General features: G+C 61.0%; 22 protein-coding genes. 14 read left to right on the forward strand and 8 right to left on the reverse strand.

The features are described 5' to 3' along the window. Positions 1 to 4 precede the first annotated feature (4 nt). The 3 genes from panC to AC1DYQ_RS05995 all read left to right on the forward strand — a co-directional run bounded on the left by panC (position 5) and on the right by AC1DYQ_RS05995 (position 1900). Positions 5 to 853: a pantoate--beta-alanine ligase gene (panC, locus tag AC1DYQ_RS05985; protein ID WP_457279626.1), complete on the forward strand. Its 849-nt coding sequence runs from the start codon at positions 5 to 7 to the stop codon at positions 851 to 853. Positions 854 to 1030: 177 nt separating this feature from the next. Then, positions 1031 to 1495 (forward strand): N-acetyltransferase family protein, encoded by a 465-nt coding sequence (locus AC1DYQ_RS05990; RefSeq protein ID WP_477686018.1) that lies wholly within the window; start codon positions 1031 to 1033, stop codon positions 1493 to 1495. A gap of 75 nt (positions 1496 to 1570) precedes the next feature. After that, positions 1571 to 1900 (forward strand): cupin domain-containing protein, encoded by a 330-nt coding sequence (locus tag AC1DYQ_RS05995; protein WP_457279628.1) that lies wholly within the window; start codon positions 1571 to 1573, stop codon positions 1898 to 1900. Between the two features lie 123 nt (positions 1901 to 2023). Here the strand turns inward: AC1DYQ_RS05995 and AC1DYQ_RS06000 are convergent, their stop codons facing one another. The 4 genes from AC1DYQ_RS06000 to AC1DYQ_RS06015 all read right to left on the reverse strand — a co-directional run bounded on the left by AC1DYQ_RS06000 (position 2024) and on the right by AC1DYQ_RS06015 (position 4563). Next, positions 2024 to 3040: an NAD(P)H-dependent glycerol-3-phosphate dehydrogenase gene (locus tag AC1DYQ_RS06000; RefSeq protein WP_477686019.1), complete on the reverse strand. Its 1017-nt coding sequence runs from the start codon at positions 3038 to 3040 to the stop codon at positions 2024 to 2026. Between the two features lie 46 nt (positions 3041 to 3086). Next, the gene (secB, locus tag AC1DYQ_RS06005) at positions 3087 to 3551 is read right to left on the reverse strand and encodes a protein-export chaperone SecB (RefSeq protein WP_477669801.1); all 465 of its coding nucleotides are present in this window, start codon (positions 3549 to 3551) and stop codon (positions 3087 to 3089) included. A gap of 192 nt (positions 3552 to 3743) precedes the next feature. Continuing rightward, positions 3744 to 4007: a glutaredoxin 3 gene (gene grxC / locus AC1DYQ_RS06010; RefSeq protein ID WP_477686020.1), complete on the reverse strand. Its 264-nt coding sequence runs from the start codon at positions 4005 to 4007 to the stop codon at positions 3744 to 3746. A gap of 145 nt (positions 4008 to 4152) precedes the next feature. Further along, positions 4153 to 4563, reverse strand: coding sequence for a rhodanese-like domain-containing protein (locus AC1DYQ_RS06015; protein ID WP_477686021.1), 411 nt, complete (start codon positions 4561 to 4563; stop codon positions 4153 to 4155). Positions 4564 to 4686: 123 nt separating this feature from the next. On the opposite strand from AC1DYQ_RS06015, the gene gpmA reads away from it, so the two are divergent. From gpmA to AC1DYQ_RS06030, 3 genes are all read left to right on the forward strand, one after another. Next, positions 4687 to 5430, forward strand: coding sequence for a 2,3-diphosphoglycerate-dependent phosphoglycerate mutase (gpmA, locus tag AC1DYQ_RS06020; RefSeq protein ID WP_477686022.1), 744 nt, complete (start codon positions 4687 to 4689; stop codon positions 5428 to 5430). 197 nt (positions 5431 to 5627) lie between these two features. Then, positions 5628 to 7067, forward strand: coding sequence for a S41 family peptidase (locus tag AC1DYQ_RS06025; protein WP_457279634.1), 1440 nt, complete (start codon positions 5628 to 5630; stop codon positions 7065 to 7067). Between the two features lie 89 nt (positions 7068 to 7156). Then, positions 7157 to 7921, forward strand: coding sequence for a HesA/MoeB/ThiF family protein (locus tag AC1DYQ_RS06030; protein ID WP_477686023.1), 765 nt, complete (start codon positions 7157 to 7159; stop codon positions 7919 to 7921). A gap of 30 nt (positions 7922 to 7951) precedes the next feature. Here the strand turns inward: AC1DYQ_RS06030 and AC1DYQ_RS06035 are convergent, their stop codons facing one another. Beyond that, positions 7952 to 9967, reverse strand: a complete 2016-nt coding sequence (locus AC1DYQ_RS06035; protein WP_477686024.1) for an AsmA family protein — start codon at positions 9965 to 9967, stop codon at positions 7952 to 7954. Positions 9968 to 10312: 345 nt separating this feature from the next. Between AC1DYQ_RS06035 and AC1DYQ_RS06040 the strand changes: the two genes are divergently transcribed. Continuing rightward, entirely contained in the window at positions 10313 to 10693 is a 381-nt protein-coding gene (locus AC1DYQ_RS06040) for a response regulator (RefSeq protein ID WP_477669807.1), read from the forward strand. Between the two features lie 2 nt (positions 10694 to 10695). Here AC1DYQ_RS06040 and AC1DYQ_RS06045 read toward each other — a convergent pair whose 3' ends face one another. Beyond that, entirely contained in the window at positions 10696 to 11328 is a 633-nt protein-coding gene (locus tag AC1DYQ_RS06045) for a response regulator (protein WP_007867910.1), read from the reverse strand. A 130-nt stretch (positions 11329 to 11458) separates the two neighbouring features. Between AC1DYQ_RS06045 and AC1DYQ_RS06050 the strand changes: the two genes are divergently transcribed. The 7 genes from AC1DYQ_RS06050 to AC1DYQ_RS06080 all read left to right on the forward strand — a co-directional run bounded on the left by AC1DYQ_RS06050 (position 11459) and on the right by AC1DYQ_RS06080 (position 15551). Continuing rightward, entirely contained in the window at positions 11459 to 12799 is a 1341-nt protein-coding gene (locus AC1DYQ_RS06050) for a sensor histidine kinase (protein WP_457279638.1), read from the forward strand. A 259-nt stretch (positions 12800 to 13058) separates the two neighbouring features. Continuing rightward, positions 13059 to 13223 carry a DUF1328 domain-containing protein gene (locus AC1DYQ_RS06055; protein ID WP_457279639.1) on the forward strand — a complete coding sequence of 55 codons (165 nt, stop codon included), beginning with the start codon at positions 13059 to 13061 and terminating at the stop codon, positions 13221 to 13223. Between the two features lie 99 nt (positions 13224 to 13322). Further along, positions 13323 to 13706 carry a glycine zipper domain-containing protein gene (locus AC1DYQ_RS06060; RefSeq protein WP_477686025.1) on the forward strand — a complete coding sequence of 128 codons (384 nt, stop codon included), beginning with the start codon at positions 13323 to 13325 and terminating at the stop codon, positions 13704 to 13706. A gap of 67 nt (positions 13707 to 13773) precedes the next feature. Continuing rightward, entirely contained in the window at positions 13774 to 14139 is a 366-nt protein-coding gene (locus AC1DYQ_RS06065) for a hypothetical protein (RefSeq protein WP_477686026.1), read from the forward strand. Positions 14140 to 14143: 4 nt separating this feature from the next. Next, a complete protein-coding gene (locus AC1DYQ_RS06070; protein ID WP_477686027.1) occupies positions 14144 to 14596 on the forward strand; it encodes a hypothetical protein in 453 nt (150 codons plus the stop codon). Continuing rightward, on the forward strand, positions 14593 to 15144 hold the full coding sequence (locus tag AC1DYQ_RS06075; RefSeq protein ID WP_477686028.1) for a ferritin-like domain-containing protein: 552 nt from the start codon (positions 14593 to 14595) through the stop codon (positions 15142 to 15144). The genes AC1DYQ_RS06070 and AC1DYQ_RS06075 overlap by 4 nt, the downstream gene beginning before the upstream one ends. Positions 15145 to 15236: 92 nt before the next feature. Beyond that, positions 15237 to 15551 carry a BON domain-containing protein gene (locus AC1DYQ_RS06080; RefSeq protein WP_457279644.1) on the forward strand — a complete coding sequence of 105 codons (315 nt, stop codon included), beginning with the start codon at positions 15237 to 15239 and terminating at the stop codon, positions 15549 to 15551. Between the two features lie 157 nt (positions 15552 to 15708). Here the strand turns inward: AC1DYQ_RS06080 and AC1DYQ_RS06085 are convergent, their stop codons facing one another. Together AC1DYQ_RS06085 and AC1DYQ_RS06090 are read right to left on the reverse strand one after the other, a co-directional pair. Next, complete coding sequence (locus AC1DYQ_RS06085; protein WP_477686029.1) at positions 15709 to 16236, reverse strand: thermonuclease family protein; 528 nt, start codon at positions 16234 to 16236, stop codon at positions 15709 to 15711. A gap of 243 nt (positions 16237 to 16479) precedes the next feature. Beyond that, entirely contained in the window at positions 16480 to 17298 is an 819-nt protein-coding gene (locus AC1DYQ_RS06090) for a DUF429 domain-containing protein (RefSeq protein ID WP_477686030.1), read from the reverse strand.

The following is a 17298-nucleotide window of genomic DNA, read 5'->3' on the forward strand; positions in this document are numbered from 1 at the left end:
CAAGATGCAGATCGTCCACACCATCCCGGAGCTGCGCGAGGCCCTCAGCCCGTTCAAGCGCCCTTCCTTCGTGCCCACCATGGGCAACCTGCACGACGGCCACATCGCCCTCGTCAGGCAGGCCAAGCCGCTGGGCGACGTGAGCGTCTCCAGCATCTTCGTGAACCGCCTGCAGTTCGCGCCGCATGAAGACTTCGACAGCTACCCGCGCACGCTGGACGCCGACGCGGAGCGCCTGAAAGAGGCCGGCTGCAACGTGCTGTTTGCCCCGCTGGAAAAACACCTTTACCCCGAGCCGCAAAGCTACAAGGTGCATCCGGCCACCGACTTGAGCGACATCCTTGAAGGCCACTTCAGGCCCGGTTTTTTCATCGGTGTGAGCACCGTGGTGCTCAAGCTCTTTTCCTGCGTGTTTGCCGGCATGCCCACGGGCGTGGCGGCTTTCGGCAAGAAGGATTACCAGCAGGTGATGGTGGTGCGCCGCATGGTGCAGCAGTTCGCGTTGCCGATCGAGATTCTGGCCGGTGAAACCCAGCGCGCCGAAGACGGCCTGGCGCTGTCGTCACGCAACGGCTACCTGAACGCCACCCAGCGCGCCGAAGCGGTGGAACTGTCCAAGGCCATACGCGCACTGGGCGAAGCCGCCCGCGCCAGCGGCACGCCCGACCTGCCAGCCCTGGAAGCGCAGGCCATGCAGGCGCTGGCCCGCCGCGGCTGGAAGCCCGACTACCTGACCGTGCGCCGCCGCGCCGACCTGCTGGCACCGCAGGGCCCGCTGGCCGATGTGCCGCTGGTGGTGCTGGGCGCAGCCAAGCTGGGCAGCACCCGGCTGATTGACAACCTGGAAATCTAGGCACGGGCCCAACCCCGGCCAATCCCGGCCACCGCCGGAGGCAACCCGGCGGGCCGCCACGTTGCTCCATTTTTGATAGCTGCCTGCGCTCGCGCCGCCTGGGCTGCAGCCATTTTTCTCTAACAAACCGGTTCGCCACCTGATGGCGGATCTTTTGGCTTTTTTTTACAGCTCAATATGAACACCCCTTCCGTACGCCTTGCCACTTTGGACGACCAGCCTGCCGTGGCCGCGCTGTTTGACGCCTACCGCCAGTTTTACGAACAGCCCGCCGATACCGCGCTGGCGCTGGACTTCATCGGCAACCGGATGCGAAACCGCGAATCGGTCATCCTGGTGGCCGAGCCGGAAGGTGCGCCCGGTGCCGGCCCCCTCGCCGGCTTCTGCCAGCTGTATCCCGGCTTCTGCTCGGTGATCGCCCAGCCCATCTACACGCTGTATGACCTGTACGTGGCACCCGCTTCACGCAAGAGCGGCGCCGGTCGCGCGCTGATGCAGGCCGCCCACGCGCATGCAAAACAGCACGGCTTTGCGCGGCTGGACCTGACCACCGCCAGGACCAACCACACCGCGCAGGCGCTGTATGAGTCCCTGGGTTGGGTTCGCGACGACATCTTCCTGGCGTACAACAAGGTGGTCTAGGGCCCGGGCGGGCCTTGGGGTATAACGCTTTCAGCTGGTTCAGGCACATGCCGCCACCTTTGCAGGAGTTTCACCATGGCCATTCCCCACGCCGCCTCCGGGCAACTCATCGACGTCCAGCCGCTGGCAGGCAAGCTCCTGGAGGCCCGCACCGTCGCGCTGTTCAAAAGCGATGAGCTGGAAGTCATGCGCCTCATCGTGCCGGCCGGCAAGCTGGTGCCCTCGCACCGGGTCAAGGGCGAAATCACCGTGCAATGCCTGGAGGGCGAAGTGGCCTTCACGGCAGAGGGGCAAACCCAGCGCATGAAGGCAGGCCAGCTGCTGTGGCTGGCGGGCGGCGTGGAACACGGCCTGACCGCGGTGCAGGATGCATCGCTGCTGGTGACGCTGCATTTGCGAAAGTAGGGCTCCACCCGCCGATGGAGCAGCCGTTTAATGGTATTTCAGGGCTCAGGCCCAATAAGACTGTGCGCCACCAGCTATTAATTCGATAGCAAAAACGGGAGCCGGAAAAAATCAACCGTGCGGTCAGGCCAGTTCGGCTGTCGGATCGCGGCCCATCAGTGCCGCCACGGCCTCGGCCGGCCTGAGCTTGCCGTCCAGCAAGGCCACCACGCTTTGTGCAATCGGCATCTCGATGCCCAAACCGGCAGCGCGCTGCACCACGGTGCGGGCGCAATACACGCCCTCGGCCACATGCCCCAGCGAATCCACCGCTTGCGCCAGCGTCTTGCCCTCGGCCAGCAGCAGGCCCACCTTGCGGTTGCGGCTCAGGTCGCCGGTGGCTGTCAGCACCAGGTCGCCCAGACCGGAAAGGCCGGTGAAGGTTTCGGCCCGTGCGCCCAGCGCCACGCCCAGCCGTGTCATTTCGGCCAGGCCGCGGGTGATCAGCGCAGCGCGGGCGTTCAGCCCCAGCTGCAACCCGTCACAAAGCCCCGTGGCGATGGCCAGCACGTTTTTGACGGCGCCGCCCACTTCCACACCCACGACATCGTCATTGGCGTAAACACGCAGGGTGGTGCTGTGAAAGGCGGCCACCAGCGCTTCACGTACTTCGGGATGTTCACTGGCGGCCACCAGCGCGGTCGGCTGGCCGCGGGCGACTTCGAGGGCGAAGCTGGGCCCGCTGAGCACGCCCGCTCTTAAATTGATAGCAGCTTGCGCCCGTATTTCATGGACCATCAGGCCAAATGATGCTGAAGGCGGGGCAGAGGCAAGAGGCGCCTCAAAACCTTTGCTCAGCCAGGCCACGGGAACGCTGGCGTGCTGCAGGGACTGCAGCATGCCGCGCGCCGCTGAAACAGGCGTTGCCAGGATGATGAGGTCCTGCCCTTGAATCGCCTCTGCCAGGGGTACATCGCCGCCTTGCAACTGCAGGCCGGCAGGCAGGGGAACGCCAGGCAAATAGCGGGCATTGGTACGGCTGGCCTGCAAGTCTTTGGCCAGCGCAGCATCGCGCGCCCACAGGGTGACGTCGTGCCTGGCGGCGCTGCTCACGGCCACAGCCGTGCCCCAGGCGCCGGCACCGATGACCAGGATTTTCATGCGTGGATGGGCAGGAAGACAGCCGCCGGGAAGCCCCGGCAAGCCGTCAAACGATGATCTGGGGAGCGGCCGATTCGGCAGCGGCCTGGACTTGCTGCTGTTCGTACATGGCCTGGAAGTTGATTTCAGCCATGTGCACAGGCGGGAAGCCGCCGCGCTGGATCACGTCAGCGACATTGCCGCGCAGATAGGGATAGACGATTTGCGGGCAGGCAATGCCCAGGATGGCGCCCATCTGGTCTTCGGGCACATTGCGGATTTCAAAGATGCCGGCCTGCTTGGCCTCCACCAGAAACACGGTTTTGTCGCCGATTTTCGTCTGCACGGTGGCCGTCACGGAAACCTCAAAAAGGCCGTCTGCCACAGGGGTGGCACCCACGCCCAGCTGGATGTCCACCGCAGGCTGCTCCGGGCTCAGCAGGATTTCGGGCGAGTTGGGCTGCTCCAGCGACACGTCCTTGAGGTAAACGCGCTGGATCTGGAATACGGGGTCAAGATTGGCTTCAGCCATGGTGCTCTTTCGGGTACGGGGGAAAGTTGAGGTTCAGATGCGCGGCAAGCCGGCGACCAGCGAATGATTATATGGACCCGTAGGTATGGCCCCCACGGTCGCTCACTTCGTGTAGCTCCCTGCCCCCCGAGGGGGCCGCCCGCCCTCCGGCCCGGCAAAGCCGGTTCCGGGGCTCATGCTGGCGAAGAGAGATCAGGCGGCGGGATTCAATAGAGGCATCAGGCCGCCGCGGCTGTCGAGGGCCATCAGGTCGTCGCAGCCGCCTACGTGGGTTTCGCCGATAAAAATCTGCGGCACGGTGCGCCGGCCGGTGATGTCCATCATTTTCTGGCGTTCACCGGGCACCATGTCCACACGAATTTCGTCAAGCTCGGTGACGCCCCGCTGCTTCAATATCTGCTTGGCCTGGATGCAATAAGGGCAGGTACCCGTGGTGTAAATTTTGACGGTTTGCATGGTTCCTCCGGAAGAGCTGGTCTACGCGCAGCGCAGGAAAAATGGATGGCCAGGGTGAAAGCCGGGCCAAAGCCCGGTAGCCATGGCGTTGCAGCTTTCGTGCCTGCCAAAAACCGGATCAGGAAACTGATCAGAACTGAACTGATCAGGCCTTCTCTAGTGGCAGGTTAGCTTCTTTCCACGCTTTCAGTCCGCCGCCCAGTGATTGGGCCTGCTCGTAGCCGAGCTTTTTGGCGACGGCGACAGCGCGGCCGGCGCGTGCACCGCTGGCGCACACCAAAATCAGCGGCAAAGCCTTGTTTTTGACGGTGGCGGGGAGTTTTCCTTCCAGCTCGCTGAAGGGCACGTTTTTGGCGCCCGTGACGTGGCCGGCAGCGAATTCTTCGGCCTCGCTGACGTCCACCACCACCGCTTTTTCGCGGTTGATCAGCTGTACGGCGCCGCTGGCCGTGAGCGCGCCGGCGTTCATGGCGCCGGAAATCATGGGCCAAACCAGCATGCCGCCCGAGGCGACCGCTATCGAAATCAGCATCCAGTTATCGATCAAAAATTTCACGTTGTACCCTTTGTGTGTCTTGGAGCGCTTTTTCAGCGAACCCATGATTTTAGAATGGAGGGAGAAAACGCCCTGCCGGCCGTCCTCCTTATTCCCCTTTTTCCACTCCCTATCCTTCCCATCATGTACAAACTCGTGCTTATCCGCCACGGCGAATCGACCTGGAACCTTGAAAACCGCTTCACCGGCTGGGCCGACGTTGACCTCACCGAAACCGGCATCGAACAGGCCAAAAACGCCGGCAAACTGCTCAAAAGCGAAGGTTATGACTTTGACGTGGCCTACACCAGCGTGCTCAAGCGCGCGACTCGCACGCTCTGGCACACGCTGGACGAAATGGACCGCACCTGGCTGCCCGTGGTGCACAGCTGGCGTCTCAACGAGCGGCATTACGGCGATCTGCAGGGACTGAACAAGGCCGAAACAGCGAAAAAGTTCGGCGACGAGCAGGTGCTGATCTGGCGCCGCAGCTATGACACGCCGCCCCCGGCGCTTGATGCCGCCGACGAGCGCAGCGAACGGAACGACCCGCGCTACGCGAAGCTGCAGCCCGGCCAGGTGCCGCTGACCGAATGCCTCAAGGACACGGTAGACCGCGTCCTGCCGTTCTGGAATGAGTCCATGGCGCCGGCCATCAGGGCGGGCAAGCGCATTGTGGTGGCCGCCCACGGCAATTCCATCCGCGCCCTAGTGAAGTACCTGGACAACATTTCCGACAGCGACATCGTGGGTCTCAACATTCCCAACGGCATCCCGCTGGTCTATGAGCTGGACGCCGAACTGCGGCCCCTGCGCCATTACTACCTCGGCGACAGTGAGGCCGCGGCCAAGGCGGCGGCGGCCGTGGGTGCGCAAGGCAAGGCTTGAGGGGCAATTCAATGGCTCCCGGCAGTCCTGCGGGAGCCATTCTTGTAAAAGTCCTGTAAAAGCTGGCTGATTTGGCTCTTTTGCGGCGCCAGGCCGCATGAATGGCGGAACTGTGGCGACCGGCCTTTCTCCAAGGTGTATATTGCTTCACATAGGGGGAGCAGGGGCTCTTCAACAGGTTTACGAAGGTATTTTCTATGGGTCAGAAGCTCAAGATAGCAGGGTGGATTTCAATTGGTGCCGTGGCTGGAGCCCTCACCACCGTGCAGCTGCAAGCCGTGGCCCGTGCCGGTCTGGCACCCCTTCCCCTGGAAGAACTGCAGCAGCTCGCAGCCGTCTTTGGCATGGTCAAGACCGACTATGTCGAACCGGTGGACGAGAAAAAACTCATCACCGACGCCATTTCCGGCATGGTGGCCAGTCTTGATCCTCACTCGGTTTACTTCGACAAAAAGTCGTTCAAGGAATTCCGGGAAGGCACCACAGGCCGTTTTGTCGGTGTCGGCATTGAAATCAGCCAGGAAGACGGCCTTGTCAAGGTGGTGTCTCCCATCGAGGGCTCCCCTGCGGACCGTGCCGGCCTCAAGCCGAACGACCTGATCACACGTATCGATGACACAGCGGTCAAGGGCCTGAGCCTCAACGATGCGGTCAAGAAAATGCGCGGCGAACCCAAGACCAAGGTGCTGCTGACCATCTTCCGCAAGGACGAAAACCGCACCTTCCCGGTCACCATCACGCGCGAAGAAATCCGCACCCAGTCGGTTCGCAGCAAAGTGGTGGAGCCCGGCTACGCGTGGATTCGCCTGAGCCAGTTCCAGGAACGCACGGTCGACGACTTCGTGACCAAGCTTGAGCAGATTTACAAGCAGGAGCCCAACCTCAAGGGTCTGGTGCTCGACCTGCGCAATGACCCGGGCGGCCTGCTGGATGCGGCAGTCGCCGTCTCGTCGGCTTTCCTGCCTGAAAACGTCACCGTGGTGTCCACCAACGGCCAGCTGGCCGAAAGCAAATTCACCTACAAGGCTGCGCCGGAGTTTTACCAGCGACGCAACGGCGCCGACCCGCTCAAGCGCCTGCCGGCTGCCCTCAAGAACGTACCGCTGGTGGTGCTGGTCAATGAAGGCTCAGCCTCTGCCAGCGAAATCGTCGCGGGTGCTCTGCAGGACCACAAGCGTGCCACCATCATGGGCAACCAGACTTTCGGCAAGGGATCAGTGCAAACCGTCCGACCCCTGGGGCCAGATACGGGCCTGAAGCTCACCACGGCGCGCTACTTCACGCCCAGCGGGAAATCGATCCAGGCGCGCGGCATCGTGCCCGACGTCATGGTCGATGAAACCGCTGAAGGCAGTCCTTTTGCCGCTTTGCGCACCCGCGAAGCCGATCTTGAGAAACACCTCAACAGCGGCCAGGGCGCTGAAGTGAAAGACGCCGGCCGCGAGAAGGCTCGCGAGGAGGCCCTGAAGCGCCTTGAAGAAGAAGCCAAGAAGACACCTGAGCAGCGTCGCCCGCCTGAACTGGGCAGCGACAAGGACTTCCAGCTGGCTCAGGCGATCAACAAGCTCAAGGGACGTCCCGTGCTGGTCAGCAAGACCGCCGTGGTCGAACCGAAAAACGAGAAAAAAGACAACTAAGCCGAGACGGGGAGCGGAGCCGGCTTGCGCCGGATCCCGCCCTGCCCCTTCCGGGCCAGCCAGTCCTGCAGCCTGAACGGTTTCCCCTCATGAACGACGAACAGCTGCTTCGTTACTCGCGGCACATCCTGCTCGACGAGATCGGTATCGAAGGCCAGGAAAAAATCCTCCAGTCGCATGTGCTGATCGTCGGTGCGGGCGGGCTGGGCTCGCCCGTCGCGCTTTATCTGGGCAGCGCCGGTGTCGGCCGCATCACCATCGCTGACCATGACCGGGTGGACGCCACCAACCTGCAGCGGCAAATCGCCCACAACCTGTCTCGCATCGGAACGTTCAAGGCAGAATCCGTTGCCCAGTCCATCGCGGCCATCAACCCCGACGTCGTGGTCACTCCGGTTACCCGGCGCGCAGAGGGCGCGCTGCTCGATCAGCTGGTCCGGGACGCCGATGTTGTGCTGGACTGTACGGACAACTTCTCCACGCGCCATGCCATCAACCGCGCTTGCGTCAAACACCGCAAACCATTGGTATCGGGTGCAGCCATCCGCTTTGACGGCCAGATCGCCGTCTACGATTCGAGGCGCGAAGATTCGCCGTGCTATGCCTGCGTGTTTCCCGAATCAGACCAGCTGGAGGAAGCCCTTTGCGCGACGATGGGCGTTTTCGCACCGATGGTTGGCATCATAGGCAGCACGCAGGCGGCCGAAGCCCTGAAGCTGATCTGCGGCATCAGCGGGTCGTTGACCGGACGGCTGTTGATGCTGGACGGCAAACACATGGAATGGAGCGAAATGAAAATTGCGCCCCATGCGGCATGCGCAGTCTGCGGCGGTGGGGCCAAAAAAATTCCCTGAAAGAATCCGGCCGAAAGGCCGCGGGAAAACTTATCTGGTGGCCGATGCCGGCATCCGCGAACCGGCAGCAGACGCTGCGGCCTTCGCAAGAATCGCTGCACAGTTTTCATCCTGGCCCGGTCCGGTTTCAATGGTAGCAGCCAATGCCAGCAAGGGATTGATCACACCCAGTCCGATGGCAACGGCTGCACGTCCCGCGAGGGCTCCCTTGTCAGGGCCAGCCGATGGGGAGGCGAAGGTACCGCCAATCTTCAGGGGGGACCGCAAGCTCAGTATGCTGCGGTCTTTGGGCGCCGGATCCAGGACAAGGTCCAAGGTCTCATCGGCAAGGTTGATCGTGCCGCGGCCGTTGATGACCGTATCTGCCGTATCCAGCACAATCGTTTTGGTGGTCATCAGGCCTTTGTTCACTTCAAAAGCCGCAGCAGCGCAACGCAACTGCACATTGCGGTCACCACGAACCAGGAACTTGATCACCTCTCCGCCGTCCAGGCCCATAAATTCGAGCAGGATATTGCTGATCTCCCCCTTGCCCATCAACACGGCGACGTCGCCGGATGCCGATCCCAGCATCTGTGCCAGTGAATTTCCGTGCCCTTTCAGGTCCAGCTGGCCGCTGACCTTGCCCAGGCTGCTCCTGGTCGTTTCAACGGCAGGAAAGAGCTGATTGAGCTGCACAGACCGCAGGTCCAGTCGTGTCGTGAAAACCGCGGGCACAGGGTTGGAGTCGATGCGGATACTCCCTGCCACCGTACCGCCTGCAATGCCCAGCGAGATCGGTTCGAGTTGCAAAATACCGGCTTTCAACTGCACATGAACGCTGCCCTTGTCGAGCGGCAGCACTTTCACATGCCGTATATCAGCCGCAGAATAAATCACATCGGCGTTCATCGCCTGCAGCCGCGTCACATCAAGCGTTGCGACAGGCAGAACCTTGCGTGCAGCGGGCACCGCCTTTCTGCCCGGCGCCGCCACCACCGAATCGCTGTCAGTCCTGGCGACGGGTGTGTCGGCACTGGCAGGCGTGGCCTTCCCTGATGGAGCCAGGCCGATCACGGGCGCGAGGTCGGCAAAATCAAGCAGCCTGGACTGAACCTTGCCGGTCAGAAGCGGCACGGCGGCGGACTGGTCAAAACTGAGCGCCCCATTGATATCCGAACTTCCCAGAACGCCCTGCATCTGGGTGGCGGCCCACACCTTGCCATGCCTGGCCAGTTTGCCCCGGACTTTGTAGGGCGGTGTTGAAGGCAGCACAACGCCCACCAGCTTGTAGAGTTCTTCCAGGTTGCGTCCCTGCAGGTCGAAGGTCGCGTCGATGCCGGCCAGTTCTGCGAGATTGGATACCGAGCCTTTGGCCTTGAGGCTGGTCTTGCCGGCTACAGCGTTCACTTCTACCGGGAACGGCGCTTCGAGGTCTTTACTCAGCTGGAGTACCCCGCCGGTGCGGCCGGTCGCATTGAAGGACTCGTTTTTCCATTTGCCGGTGGCCTTGTAGCTCAGGGGCAACTGCTTATTTGCTTCTTGTGCCAGTGAGAACTGAACATGGATATTGGCGCCTTGCGCTGCTGCCTGGTAGTCAACCGTGCCGCGGTCAATGACCAGCGCGTCGATTCGCGGAACGGAGCCTTCGTCGGAGGTATCCCGCGACAAGGCCCAGGTCCGGCGGCCGTCGGGCTCTATTTGGAGCCCTATTTGCGGCTCGGTCAACACAATCCGGGGCAACTCTACCCGGCCAAAAAGAAGCGGCAACAACCGGATATCAAATTCTGCGGCGGTTGCCGTCATCAGATAAGGTTTGCTGGCCCATTCGGGGTTGGCGATTTCCACCCCGTCGGCCTTGACCGTGGCGGTACGTCCGAGCTGCACCGACAGGTGCCGGGTAATTTCAAAACGCCTTCCGAGCTGCTCGGATACGTGACGATTGATCGGACCACGAAGCATGTCCCAAGGGAAAAACACCGCAACCAGCACCAGAACCACCGCCAATACGGCAATGCCGATGAGTGTTCTACGCAGAAGAGGCGATGAGGACAAGACGTTGTTCATGTGCTGGGGAGGAATCGTTCAAACCATTGCAAGGGCAGTCTGTAATGGCCAACAAATGCGCGGCTGCCCACAATGTCCATCACCCTTACAAGCGCGTTGAACTACAGTGAATCCAATGTGCGTCAGCTCACCCCACAGGACAGTCGGCAAGCGCCATAAGACGCTGTGGGCATGTGCCTACAGTTTTTTCGAGCGGGTCGTAGGAAACCTCCTACAGGCACTGCCCTTGGTCACTGGCAGAATGGGCCACAATAAAAAGATACATTAGGAAACAAGGACACCGCGTTCTTGAGCCTTTTGTAATATTTCCGAGAAGCACGTAGCCTTCCCACCTGGACCCGAGCAGTGAGACTGAAAACGTACATCGTAGAAGACAATCCCACCATTCGAGAGAATTTGATCGGGACGCTTGAGGAATTGGCAGGCATTGACGCGGTAGGCACGGCCGAAACTGAAAACGAAGGCAAGGCCTGGCTTGTCGAGAACAGCGGCGATTGGGATTTGGCGATTGTTGACCTGTTTCTGAAACAGGGAAGCGGTTTGGGTGTGCTGGCTGCCTGCCGTGACCGCCCCGCCACGCAAAAAGTCGTCGTCCTCAGCAATTACGCCACTGCAGACATCCGCCAGAGATGTGCCCAGCTCGGTGTTGATGCCGTTTTTGACAAGTCCAACGAAATCGATGCCCTGGTGGACTATTGCATCCAGCAGAGCACCATTTCAGATTGAACTCAATCAATCAGCTTGTTCTTGAGCGCGTAATAGGTCAGGTCGCTGTTGGACGACAGGCTCATTTTTTCCATGACACGCGTCCTGTAGGTGCTCACGGTTTTCACGCTCAGCGAAAGCGCCTTGGCGATGTCGCCAGCGGTTTCGCCCTTGGCCAGCTTGAGAAAAACCTGGAACTCCCGCTCGGACAATTGTTCGTGGGAAGCCACGTCGTTAGGCCGGTTCAGTTGCTGCGCAAGGAGCTCTGCCACCGCCGGGGTAATGTAGCGTTTTCCAAGCGAAATCACGCGGATCGCATCCACAATCTCGGATGGATCGCATTCCTTGTTCAGATAGCCGCTGGCGCCCTGGCGAATCAGGTTGACTGCATAGTGCTCTTCAGGATAGCCGCTCAGAATGAGGATGCCGACATCGGGCGCCTTGGCGCGAATCATGGCCAGGGCATCGATGCCGCTTTGCCCAGGCATGGACAAGTCCATGACCAGAATATCCAGCTCAACGTTACGCACCAGATCAATTGCCTCGCGGCCACTGCCGGCCTCCCCCACGACGCGCAGGTCTACCTGGTCGGAAAAAAACTGTTTGAGTCCGGAACGCACAATGGCATGGTCGTCCACAATTCCAATTTTGATCATGTCGCTGTCTTTCTATAAGGTCTGCGCAAGCGGGCAACGCAATGAAAAAGATGGCCTGCAGGACATCCGCATTGATTTTCAGTGTTCATTATTGACGAAATTTTCACCAAATGACTGAACGGAGTTTGCCGTGAAACGATTTGCGATCCCAAAAATGGCCATCAGCCTGCCCCTGGCGGTGCTGGCTGCCGCCATTCTCATCTTCATTAACGAGGCAAGCTTTCAGAAATCCACGGAGGCGGCGGCCAGTATTGAAGAGGCTCAGCAAACCCGCGGCGCCATCAACCGGTTGATGCAGCACATGCTGGACGCGGAAACCGGGCAGCGCGGCTACCTGCTGACCGGCGACGTTCGATATCTCGAGCCCTACAACTCCGCCCTGGCCGATATCGACCAGAACCTGGATGCCTTGCGCCGGCTGTTCACCCCTTACCAGGATCAACTTGCAGAGTTCGGGGTCATGTCCAGGCATGTTTCGCGCAAGCTGGCCGAAATGGACCTGAGCGTGCGCATGCGCAAGGAAGGCAACGAGGACGCCTGGAAATTTGTCCTGACCACGGACGTCGGAAAAGAGCATATGGAGGCGATTCGCGCGCAGTCCGCGAAACTGGCCTCCAACAGCGTCAGCAAAATGGAGCAGGGGCAGGTTCAGATCAAGAAGGCGCTGGAGCTCTCCCGCATCGGCATTGCGGCCATGGCTTTGGCAGGCCTGCTGGCTTTTTACATGTATCTCCTTCAAACCAAAGCGCTGCTTGCTTCCGGCCGGCGCGAGCAGGAATCCCTGCAACGCGAGCGCGACTTCCTCGAAATACAGGTACGTGAAAGAACCGCCAACCTGGCCGAGCTGGCTACCCACCTGCAAAATGTACGCGAAGACGAACGGGGTCACCTGGCGCGTGAACTGCATGACGAATTGGGTGCGCTTTTGACCGCCGCGAAACTGGATGTGGCCCGATTGAAGTCCCGCCTGGCAGGCAATCTGCCGGAAGCGGCTGAGCGGTTGACACACCTGACCAACACACTTAACAGCGGCATTGCGCTGAAACGCCGCATTGTGGAAGACCTCCGGCCGTCCTCCCTGTCGCACCTGGGCCTGGTCGCCTCTCTCGAGATCCTCGCACGCGAGTTTGAAGAACGCTCCGGACTCTCCATCACCACCGATCTGGAGCCTGTGGAACTCGGCGGCTCGGCGCAGCTGACCATCTACCGGCTGGTGCAGGAGTCACTGACAAACATCGGCAAATACGCAGAAGCCAGGCAAGCCGAGATCAGCCTTCACAACTTCGACAGCTACATCACGGTGGAAGTCAAAGACAACGGCAAAGGCTTCAAGCTTGAGAGCGTGGGCCCGGGAAGCCATGGCCTTGCCGGCATGCGCCATCGCGTCGAAGCCGCAGGCGGACGGCTGACGGTGTCCAGCACCGAAGGCGATGGCACGCGCATCTCAGCAGTGCTGCCCAAAACACTTTGACCGGTCTCTGAACGCGGCGCGGGGCAGGTCACCTGCTGCTGCGCGCTGCCCGCCAAAGGGCTCAACATCTCTCGGCTTTTCGAGGCACGCGCTGCGCTGCCAGCGTAACAAAATGTCGGCCACCTCCTACAGGGCGTGGCCGCTCGAACTGACAGGGGCACACGCTGGCAGCCGATGAAGGAAATTGAAGGCACTCATTAACCTTGCTGAAGGCGTTTCAAAAGAAGCACCACCCCTTTAAACAAGCAAGGAGACCGAGATGCTGCACTACTCCGTCGTTTTTCTGATCATCGCGCTGATCGCTGCCGTGTTCGGTTTTGGTGGCATCGCTGCAGGTGCCGTCGAGATCGCCAAGATCCTCTTTTTCATCTTCGCCGTCATGGCCATCGTGAGCTTTGTCATCAGCTTGCTCCGAAAGAATTGATCCAGCCATTCCGGAAGTGCCGAACGCTTTTTACGGGCGAGCGGCGCGCTCTCTCCTTGCATCTCCATCGTCATTCACTCAACTCACCAAGGACCTGACATGAACACCCAAACCGCCACCAAGACCGCCCGCCAAAGCTCGGATGAGTTGCTGCAGAACGCAGAAAAAGCCGTTGACTCCACCCGCAGCTATGCCAACGAGGCATTCGACAAAGCCGAAACCAAAGTGCGCGAACTGCGCGGCAGTGTGGATCCCGTCGTTGACATGCTGGCGTCCAAGGCCCAGCACCTTGCCCGTCAGAGCCTCGATATCGCCTCTGAAGCCAAGCATCGCGCACAGCAGTCGCTGTCCAATGCCGCAGGTGCAACCACCCGTTATGTTGCCGAGCAACCCCTGCGTTCGGTGCTGATTGCCGCCGCCGTCGGCGCCGGCATCGCGCTGCTGGTGTCGTCTGCACGCCATCGCAACCATAACCGCTACTGATCGCCAGGCTCCCATCCGCCTTTCCCCTGTATCGACTACTACCACTGCACGCAGATTCGCCCCACCAATGCTTCACCCCCTGTTCTCCACCATCGTGCAGCGGCCTGACCTCGTCATGGACCATGTCTCTGCTTACGCGGCGCTCTTTCATGAAGAGGCTTCCGATGCGGGTGCCGAGCTGGTTGCACGGGCTGTGGCGTGGGTGATTGCGGTACTGGCGGCCGCCGTATTTTTGGGGCTCGCAGGAACAGCGGTCATGCTGGGGACGCTTCAAAACCAGTTTCACTGGGCACTGGTGGCGGTTCCGGGCATTGCACTGGCCATCGCCATCGGGGCCGCATTGCGCGCGAGAAAACCTTTCGCGAATGAACGCTTTCCCGAGTTGAAAGCCCAGATTGACAGCGACGCGCGCGCATTGCGCATGGCCGCCTGAACCGATGTCCACCCTCACCGCCCCAACGCCGCAGGAAAGGCTGGCCAGCAGCCGCAAGGCCATTGTCCGGCACATGAGCCGGGAAAAGCTGGACCATGAAGAAAACCCGGGCAATGCAGAGACCGGCCCGGAGGATGATCCGGCGCACTTTCTCGACCGCGGAACCTGGGGCGTTCTCAAACATGCTTTGGGGAGCTGGTGGCGGCATCACCCGGTGAGCGTGGCAGTTGACATTGCCCGGCCGATGATTGACAGGTACGCCGAAGAAAAGCCGTTGCAGCTATTGGGTATTGCAGCCGCGGCAGGCGCCGCGGCGGTCGTGCTGCGGCCCTGGCGACTGGTATCACTTGGCGGCTTGCTGCTGGCCGCCCTCAAGACGTCCGAACTCCCGGGCACCTTGCTGTCCATGCTGTCTGGCGCACCGCAAAAGCCTGAAAAAACACCCTACACACGATGAACACCTCCACGCTTTCCCGCACCGCTCCCGACGAGCTGACGCTTGATGAAACAGGGCTGAACGCAGCCCGGAACAGCCTCAACGACGGCGCAATTACGCCGGCCTACGGGCCGCACCGCGATGCAATCGTCAAGCTGCTGAATGACGCATTGGCAACAGAACTGGTTTGCGTGTTGCGCTACAAGCGGCACTACTTCACGGCCAGCGGTGTGTCGTCGCCGCCCATTGCCGACGAGTTCCTGGTCCACGCCAATGAAGAATCCGGACATGCGGACCGCATTGCCCGGCGCATTGTGCAGCTGGGCGGCGAGCCGGACTTTTCGCCGGCCACACTGCTGCAGCGCAGCCATGCGGATTACGACGAATCCAGTGACCTCAAAACCATGGTGCGGGTCAACCTGATCGCCGAACGCATCGCGGTTGAAACCTATCGCCAGATGATTGCGCTGATCGGTGACAAGGACCCCACGACACGCCGCCTGCTCGAAGATGTTCTTGCCGATGAGGAAGAGCATGCCGACGAGCTCAAGGACTGGCTGGAGAAATAACGATTACCGCAGGTCGGCCGGCGTGGTGCCGCCAGTCGACAGGCCTTTTTAACCATGCACCAGACGATTAAACCAACTTAGAGGAAAACAATATGAAATACGCTCGCGCAATTGCATTCGCCGCACTGGCAGGCATCACCATCATCGGCAGCGGCTGCGCCGTTGGGCGTGGACAGGAGACTGCTGGCGCCTATGTTGATGATGCTGCCATCACCACGTCCGTCAAGGCCAAGTTCATCGAGGACAAAACTGTTGCGGCGTCCTCCATCAAGGTGGAAACGCTCAATGGCACGGTTCAGCTGTCCGGCTTTGCCAAGTCCAGCGCTGAAAAAGCCCAGGCCGAAAACATTGCCCGCAATGTGAAGAACGTCAAGGGTGTGCGTAACGACATCGTCGTTCGTCCTTGAGCGTAAGCGGCTGAACAGGTCGGGCCACCGCGCAGGTGGCTAAAAAAAGCAGGCTACAGATAATCTGTGCCTGCTTTTTTCGTTGTGACCGGGCAGCGATGCGGTCACCGCAGCGCCTGGATCCTGCAGTTTTTGCAGATCCCAGGCCCGGGTCTTTTCAGTGGCAGCTTCCATGCTGCTTGCGGAACAGCGCCGGATAAACAGGCGGCGCGCCTTTTGTCGATGCAAACAGTCCCAGCCTTGCGGCCTGGGCACGTTTTTCCGCCCGGGCATAGGGACCTGCATTGCCGCGGCTACGGTAGGACCAGGCCATACCGTTCGCGACCATCCATTTGCCGGCATCTTCCCCGCTGAACACCACCCTGGCCAGGAGGCGGCCGTAGTCGTCGTGGTATTGGCCATGCACCCCCACACGCTTGCCCAGAAGCCGGCGCATCAGCGCATCGCGCGCGAGGGCTCCGCCAGGCTGGCAGATTTCCGGCGCGTCAATACCCTGAATGCGAACGCTGACCGGTTTACCCCCGGCTACCGGGCGCACCCGGACGGTGTCGCCATCAACCACATAGGTGACGATCCCGGGCCAGGCCGCGATGGGAGGCGAGGCTGTGCGCGCCGGCACGCTCCCATGCATGAGCGCCACCAGAAAGAACACGCCCACGGCCTTGACTACGGAATTTTTTGTCACGTTAATTTGCTACCAAATTGATAGCTGCTTGCGCCCGTCAATATTGACCTGAAGGCAGAAATCTTGATGAACATTGAAGATCGGCTGCTTCGTTTCCCTGCTGTCGTCGCCAGCGCGCAATAAAGCCATCAAGGCCGGGATGTGCGCAGAGACCGGAGGAGCATGAGTTTTCAGAGAACAAAAGAGAAGCGGGGGAAGCCCTGAATATACTGTACAAATAAACAGCCTCGTTCTCGCCCCCGATCACGCTGTAACGATCCATCCTTCCAGCGTGTCCATTTCCACCGGCAAGCCGTAGCGGGGAGCGCCCCGCTGCGCCGCCCAGGCCGCCTGCATCAGGCACAGCACGGCGTCCAGGCTGTCGCCGCTGGCGTCGTCGGCGAGCAGGTCGCGCTGCGCGTGGCTGACCTTGAGGCGCAGCCCCAGACGCGTTTGGCCGTTCTCCAGCGCGGTGATCAGGTCTTTGCGTGCGATCAGCCGCTCGGGCGTCTGCCTGGCTTTGTCGTCGCTTTTGTAAGAACGGCTGCCCAGCACCTCGCGCGCCAGCAGGCCCGGGTAAGCTTCGAGCGCCACACGTTGGGTGTCGCCGTCATGCAGGCCGGGCAAGTGCACACCCGCCGCGAGCAAACGCGGCACACCGGCGTGCAGCATGTAGGCCACGGGTGGGTTGACCCATTTCATCGAGGGGCTGGAGCCGGCCGGGCCGTCGGCGGCACGATGGGCAAACTTGCCGCCCACTGGCCGCGCGTTGCAGAAGGCGGCAAAGGTGCTCCGGATGTCTTCGCGGCTCAGGGCCGCATAGTGGCGCATGCAGGCTTCCCACTGCAGCGGCCAGCCCAGATGCGCCACCAGTTCACGCGGCAGGCCAAACGGAAAATCAAACGCACCCAGCCAGGGCTGGGGCTGTTGCAGCCAGCGCCCAAACGCCGCCAGGGACTCCAACCGCTCTATTTTTGATAGCACGCAGCGCCCATGAGACATGGCCCCAAGGGCTAAAACAATGGGTTTTTTCTTCGTCGGGCTGCTGGAGAAATCGCAGCCAAGCAGCAAGGGCACTGTCAT

The organism is Polaromonas sp. P1_F4 (assembly GCF_056405675.1).

Excerpts from the sequence above, each read along its gene's own strand:
- panC (WP_457279626.1), top strand. The coding sequence starts at position 5 with ATGCAGATCGTCCACACCATCCCGGAGCTGCGCGAGGCCCTCAGCCCG.
- AC1DYQ_RS05990 (WP_477686018.1), top strand. The coding sequence starts at position 1,031 with ATGAACACCCCTTCCGTACGCCTTGCCACTTTGGACGACCAGCCTGCC.
- AC1DYQ_RS05995 (WP_457279628.1), top strand. The coding sequence starts at position 1,571 with ATGGCCATTCCCCACGCCGCCTCCGGGCAACTCATCGACGTCCAGCCG.
- AC1DYQ_RS06000 (WP_477686019.1), bottom strand. The coding sequence starts at position 3,040 with ATGAAAATCCTGGTCATCGGTGCCGGCGCCTGGGGCACGGCTGTGGCC.
- secB (WP_477669801.1), bottom strand. The coding sequence starts at position 3,551 with ATGGCTGAAGCCAATCTTGACCCCGTATTCCAGATCCAGCGCGTTTAC.
- grxC (WP_477686020.1), bottom strand. The coding sequence starts at position 4,007 with ATGCAAACCGTCAAAATTTACACCACGGGTACCTGCCCTTATTGCATC.
- gpmA (WP_477686022.1), top strand. The coding sequence starts at position 4,687 with ATGTACAAACTCGTGCTTATCCGCCACGGCGAATCGACCTGGAACCTT.
- AC1DYQ_RS06025 (WP_457279634.1), top strand. The coding sequence starts at position 5,628 with ATGGGTCAGAAGCTCAAGATAGCAGGGTGGATTTCAATTGGTGCCGTG.
- AC1DYQ_RS06030 (WP_477686023.1), top strand. The coding sequence starts at position 7,157 with ATGAACGACGAACAGCTGCTTCGTTACTCGCGGCACATCCTGCTCGAC.
- AC1DYQ_RS06035 (WP_477686024.1), bottom strand. The coding sequence starts at position 9,967 with ATGAACAACGTCTTGTCCTCATCGCCTCTTCTGCGTAGAACACTCATC.
- AC1DYQ_RS06045 (WP_007867910.1), bottom strand. The coding sequence starts at position 11,328 with ATGATCAAAATTGGAATTGTGGACGACCATGCCATTGTGCGTTCCGGA.
- AC1DYQ_RS06055 (WP_457279639.1), top strand. The coding sequence starts at position 13,059 with ATGCTGCACTACTCCGTCGTTTTTCTGATCATCGCGCTGATCGCTGCC.
- AC1DYQ_RS06060 (WP_477686025.1), top strand. The coding sequence starts at position 13,323 with ATGAACACCCAAACCGCCACCAAGACCGCCCGCCAAAGCTCGGATGAG.
- AC1DYQ_RS06065 (WP_477686026.1), top strand. The coding sequence starts at position 13,774 with ATGCTTCACCCCCTGTTCTCCACCATCGTGCAGCGGCCTGACCTCGTC.
- AC1DYQ_RS06070 (WP_477686027.1), top strand. The coding sequence starts at position 14,144 with ATGTCCACCCTCACCGCCCCAACGCCGCAGGAAAGGCTGGCCAGCAGC.
- AC1DYQ_RS06075 (WP_477686028.1), top strand. The coding sequence starts at position 14,593 with ATGAACACCTCCACGCTTTCCCGCACCGCTCCCGACGAGCTGACGCTT.
- AC1DYQ_RS06080 (WP_457279644.1), top strand. The coding sequence starts at position 15,237 with ATGAAATACGCTCGCGCAATTGCATTCGCCGCACTGGCAGGCATCACC.
- AC1DYQ_RS06090 (WP_477686030.1), bottom strand. The coding sequence starts at position 17,298 with ATGACAGTGCCCTTGCTGCTTGGCTGCGATTTCTCCAGCAGCCCGACG.